Here is a 4,763-nt window from a genome sequence, read left to right on the forward strand (position 1 = left end):
ACCACCTTACGGAGATGATATGAACGTTTTTGATTTTGCCATGGAAATGGAAGACAGCGGTTACGAGTATTACTCGGACCTTGCCAGAACCTCATCGCAACCAGGCCTGAAGACCATCTTTAACAGCCTGGCCGAAGACGAGCAGAAACACTTTAACCTGTTCCGTTCCCTCAAGGAAGGCAACCCGGCCGCATTGAAAGCCGAGAGTAAAACAGTGGCGCGGGCGAAAAATATCTTCAAGGAACTCACGGCGAACGCTGCGGCCGCGAGCCAGCCCGGATCGACCCTCGAAGCCTATCAACACGCGATGAAACTGGAGGCCGACAGCTTCCGCTTCTATGAAGATGCCGCCGCCAGGGAGAAGGACGAGCAAGTGAAGAAACTGCTGCTGCAAATCGCCGAAGAGGAGCATGGTCACTTCACCATCCTCGAGAACCTCTATAATTTCGTCAATGCCCCGAACGAAAACCTCGAGTGGGGAGAGTTCAGCAATCTCGGTGAATTCCGCCAGTACGGACGCGACCTCGACAAGTAAGCGGGCGAGGGTTCAGATCTCAACATTTGACATGCTAGCGTTCGTTTGTCAGAAGTTGAGACCTGACCCCTTTAACTTCCTTTCAGCCGCCGGGCGAGTTCACGGATATGCTCAGGCCCGACCTCGCAACACCCGCCAACGATCACTGCCCCTTGTTGCACCCAGCCATCGACGAAATCGGCGTAGGTCGCCGGACCGAGATTCGACCGCTTATGCAGGACGTCGACCGCTGCGTCTTCGACCAGGAAATCTTCGTTGATTTTGACAAATCCATTCGCATAAGCGCCAACCGGTCGGTCAATCGTGACCAGGAGCGGCATCGCCTGGTCGACCGCTTCCGGCACCGAACAATTGACCAGCAGCGCTTCGATTTTGAATTCGTCCAATAACGGCAACACATTGACCACCGGTTCTCCCGAGCGCAGCCGGGTGCCATCGGCATCATCAACCGTCACCGCCAGCCAGACCGGTTTGCTGACAGAAGTCGCCCCCATAACGGCGCCGCGTGCCTGGTCGACCGAGGCCATCGACTCGCAGAGGATGGCATCGACGTACGGTTCCTGCAGCCGGGCAATCTCGGCATAAATCTCGGCCGCCTGCTCAGGCGGCGGGGCACTGTCAGGGCGATAGGATCCACCAATCGGCCCCAGGGAACCGGCCACCAGGCCATGACCGTGTTCATCACGGGCGGCGACGGCAAGCTGGCAGGCCTGGCGATGCAGATCAGCGAACTGTGCTTCGAGTCCGTACCGGACCAGGCGATCGCGGTGGATGGCATAACTGTTGGTGGTGGCAACATCGGCGCCGGCGCGGAAGTAGTCGCGATGCACCTGCTGCACGAGATCGGGAGAATCGACCTGCACCTGGGCCGACCAGAGGCCGGTTGGCCGTTTCCCGGAACGGGCTGTCAGCTCCTGGCCGAGGCCACCATCGAGAAGTGTTGGATTCATAGTCTCAATCTTAGCAAACTTTGCCGGTCTGTTCACCCGAAAGCCTCAATATTGTTTTATGGTCAGGGCGCGGCCATCGATCGGTTGATTTTGTTTGCAAATTCCAGGAACGATCTTGATAATATGACGTCGATAAAGATTTCCCCGGAACGGTAACGCGCTTCGCCGAATATGAACGGAACCAGAACCAGATGTTGTCCCTCCCATATAGTTTATCCCTGAAGAAATTAAGCCGATCGCTTTTCCTGCTAAGCTCCCTGTTGCTTCTGCTTTCACAAAATACCTTGGCCAATCAGCCCACCGGTGATTTTTCATCCTGGCTCGAACTGCTCCGCAAGGATGCTCTGAACGCCGGCGTTTCGACAAAGACCTTGAATACGGCCCTGGCCACGCTTGAAGCCCCGGAGCCGAAGGTCATCGAGAGCTACCATAAACAGCCGGAGAGAAAGGCGACCCTGCAGGATTACGTGCGCAACCGGGTGACGCCGCTCCGCCTTGACGAAGGGCGGGTGATGATGCGGCGCTACGCGACCGTGCTCGAGCGGATCGAGAAACAGTACCGGGTGCAGAAACGCTTTCTCGTGGCGCTGTGGGGGATCGAGAGCAGTTACGGCCGTGCCGCAGGGCAGCGGCCGGTGATCCAGTCGCTGGCGACCCTGGCCTACAAAAAACGGCGCACCCATTACTTCCGCAAGGAATTGATCGAGGCGCTGAAAATCCTCGATGCCGGGCATGTGACCCTGGACGAGCTGAAAGGCTCCTGGGCCGGGGCGATGGGGCCGTTCCAGTTCATGCCGACCTCGTACACCCATTACGCCGTTGATGGCGACGGCGACGGCCGCATCGATATCTGGAGTTCGGTCCCCGATGCCCTGGCTTCGGCCGCCAACTACTTGAAAATGGCGCGCTGGAAGTACGACCAGACCTGGGGCCGGCCGGTTCAACTGCCGGATCATTTCGATAAGTCGCTGAGCGGCCTGAAAAAACGGCGGCCGTTGAGTCGCTGGCAGGAACTCGGGGTGCGGCGCAGCAACGGCGCGGCGCTGCCGCAGCGTAACCTGCAATCGGCCCTGATCATCCCCGATGGTCCCGCCGGACCGGCCTACCTGGTCTACGCCAATTTCAAGGCGCTGCGCCGTTGGAACAAATCGAATTCCTTTGCCGTGACCGTCGGCACCCTGGCGGACAGATTTTAAGGCTGTGATGGGTGACGGGTAGGGAGTGAAGTTAAAGCAAATTCAAAGTCTTTTTACCGCAAAGGCGCAAAGGTCGCAGAGGGTGACACCAGGGACTGTCCCCACAGGGGGCTGTCCCTGGAACGCCAAGTTTACGAAGGAACCAAAACAGCTATTAGCCGCGATGAAAATCTATCAAGTTCTATAGTTTAAAACCAAAAAGCAGATGTATTGCATTAAACAGATTTTCATGGATTCTGATAGCGGCTAAACCGATTGTGCTTGGCTGTTAAGTCAAAGGCTTAATTAGCCGCGAATGGACGCAGATGGTCGCTGATAAAATCTAAAGCATATTAACGGAGAGGCGGAGAGTGGGAGAGACCTTTATTCAGGGCATAAAGATTAACCAACTGAACCAATTTTGGCATGAAGGTTTTGCTCACCTCTCCAATCTCTGCTGCTCTCCGTCTCTTTGTTGAATCAGACTATCGATTATATTGGGTCCCCGATCAGGGTCGGGGATGACAGGAATTATTGCGATACAATGACACAGGATACTTTAAACTGATAACAATTCCTTGCGTGAGTCGAGACATCCCTTGAAAACCTACCTCAAACTCTTTGCCGCCGCTTTCTTCTGGGGCGGCACCTTTGTCGCTGCCCGCATGCTCGCCGGCACCGCCCACCCGGTCTCGGCGGCATTTTTCCGCTTTGCCATCGCTTCGCTGTTTCTTTTGCTGATGCTGATCAAGGCCGAAGGGTGCCTGCCCAAACTCAACCGGCAGCAGGCTCTTGCCGTTGCCGGTCTCGGCCTGACCGGCATCCTCGCTTATAATCTCTTCTTCTTCAACGGCCTGGCCTATATCAAGGCGAGCCGGGCGGCGCTGATCATCGCCCTCAACCCGGTGTCGATCTCCCTCTGCTCGGCGCTGATCTATCGTGAGCCGCTGCCGCTGAGCCGCTTGATCGGTATTCCGCTGTCGGTGTTCGGGGCAGTAGTGGTCATTACCCGGGGCCAGCCGACCCTGATCTTCTCCGGCGGCATCGGTACGGGCGAACTGCTGATCGTCGGCTGTGTCGCCTCCTGGACCCTCTACTCGATCATCGGCAAGACGGCGATGCGCGGCTTGTCGCCGCTGGCGGCGGTCTGCTGGTCGGCGATTGTCGGCACCCTGTTCCTGCTCCTGCCGGCGGCATACTACGGCAGCTTCAACGAGATGTGGACGTTTGCCTGGCTCGACTGGCTCAACATCGCCTACCTCGGACTGTTCGGCACCGTCATCGGTTTTTTCTGGTATTTCCAGGGAATCCAGACGATCGGTCCGTCGCGGGCCGCGGTGTTCATCAACTTCGTCCCGGTCAACGGCGTGCTGCTTGCGACCCTGATTCTTGGTGAAGAGCTCAGTCTCTCACTGCTTGTCGGTGGTTTTCTGGTGGTCAGCGGCGCCTACCTGGCCAATGCACCGCGGCCGTTTTTCTGGTTGAAGTCATCGCCCTGAGATGGAAGAGGGCAGGTACAGTAAAGTTTGAACCTGCAGACGATGACAGCACAGGAACGCTGCCGTTCCCGTTGGCTGGATGTTGCGGGGAGGCGTCTGCTGCCTAGGATGGCGGCTGGTGTTTCCTGTCCATCCTGATCAGGCTCTTTATATTCTCAGTCATACCCGGGTCAATGTATCTTGAAAAATCACTGTCGAGGATTTGTTCAAGTTCTTCGATTTTCTCATGGTTGCGCCAGTGATGAAAATGCCTCGCATATTTATTTCCTGTCTGGCTATACATGATCGGCTCCTTTCTCTAAACCCTGCTAAAAATGTTTTATCGCGGCACAAGTTAAATAGTTAGTCACTCGTTCCCTGCTCAACTGTCTGTTCGTCATCGGTATGAATTCGGTCTCGGTCTCGATCGCGGTCCTGATCCTGGTCGCTCCCGTCCTGATCCCGATCTCGATCCCGGTCTCTGTCCCGGTCTCTGTCCTGGAGTTGAAGATCACCCTGCTGCTTCTTGTACTGGTGCTGATACTGGTTTTGATTCTGATTCTGATTCTGATTCTGATTCTGATTCTGATTCTGATTCTGATTCTGATTCTGATTCTGATTCTGA

Annotated in this window: 6 protein-coding genes; 4 read left to right on the forward strand and 2 right to left on the reverse strand. The window is 56.0% G+C overall.

Features of this window, described 5'->3' with window-relative positions:
* On the forward strand, positions 1-535 hold a 535-nt coding region (locus tag C0623_07355; GenBank protein ID PLY00361.1), incomplete at its 5' end, for a ferritin.
* A 71-nt stretch (positions 536-606) separates the two neighbouring features.
* Here the strand turns inward: C0623_07355 and C0623_07360 are convergent.
* Complete coding sequence (locus C0623_07360) at positions 607-1,485, reverse strand: homocysteine S-methyltransferase (protein PLY00362.1); 879 nt, start codon at positions 1,483-1,485, stop codon at positions 607-609.
* Positions 1,486-1,676: 191 nt separating this feature from the next.
* Here C0623_07360 and C0623_07365 point away from each other — a divergent pair, with 191 nt between their 5' ends.
* Together C0623_07365 and C0623_07370 are read left to right on the forward strand one after the other, a co-directional pair.
* Positions 1,677-2,681: a lytic murein transglycosylase gene (locus tag C0623_07365; GenBank protein ID PLY00363.1), complete on the forward strand. Its 1,005-nt coding sequence runs from the start codon at positions 1,677-1,679 to the stop codon at positions 2,679-2,681.
* A 578-nt stretch (positions 2,682-3,259) separates the two neighbouring features.
* Positions 3,260-4,159, forward strand: a complete 900-nt coding sequence (locus C0623_07370) for an EamA family transporter (protein PLY00364.1) — start codon at positions 3,260-3,262, stop codon at positions 4,157-4,159.
* Between the two features lie 103 nt (positions 4,160-4,262).
* Here C0623_07370 and C0623_07375 read toward each other — a convergent pair whose 3' ends face one another.
* Positions 4,263-4,442 carry a hypothetical protein gene (locus C0623_07375; GenBank protein PLY00365.1) on the reverse strand — a complete coding sequence of 60 codons (180 nt, stop codon included), beginning with the start codon at positions 4,440-4,442 and terminating at the stop codon, positions 4,263-4,265.
* Between the two features lie 101 nt (positions 4,443-4,543).
* Here C0623_07375 and C0623_07380 point away from each other — a divergent pair.
* Positions 4,544-4,763 (forward strand): hypothetical protein (locus C0623_07380; GenBank protein ID PLY00366.1); only part of this gene is annotated, 220 nt, incomplete at its 3' end.

The organism is Desulfuromonas sp. (genome assembly GCA_002869615.1).
Lineage (GTDB): Bacteria > Desulfobacterota > Desulfuromonadia > Desulfuromonadales > UBA2294 > BM707.

Excerpts from the sequence above, each read along its gene's own strand:
- C0623_07360 (PLY00362.1), bottom strand. The coding sequence starts at position 1,485 with ATGAATCCAACACTTCTCGATGGTGGCCTCGGCCAGGAGCTGACAGCC.
- C0623_07365 (PLY00363.1), top strand. The coding sequence starts at position 1,677 with ATGTTGTCCCTCCCATATAGTTTATCCCTGAAGAAATTAAGCCGATCG.
- C0623_07375 (PLY00365.1), bottom strand. The coding sequence starts at position 4,442 with ATGTATAGCCAGACAGGAAATAAATATGCGAGGCATTTTCATCACTGG.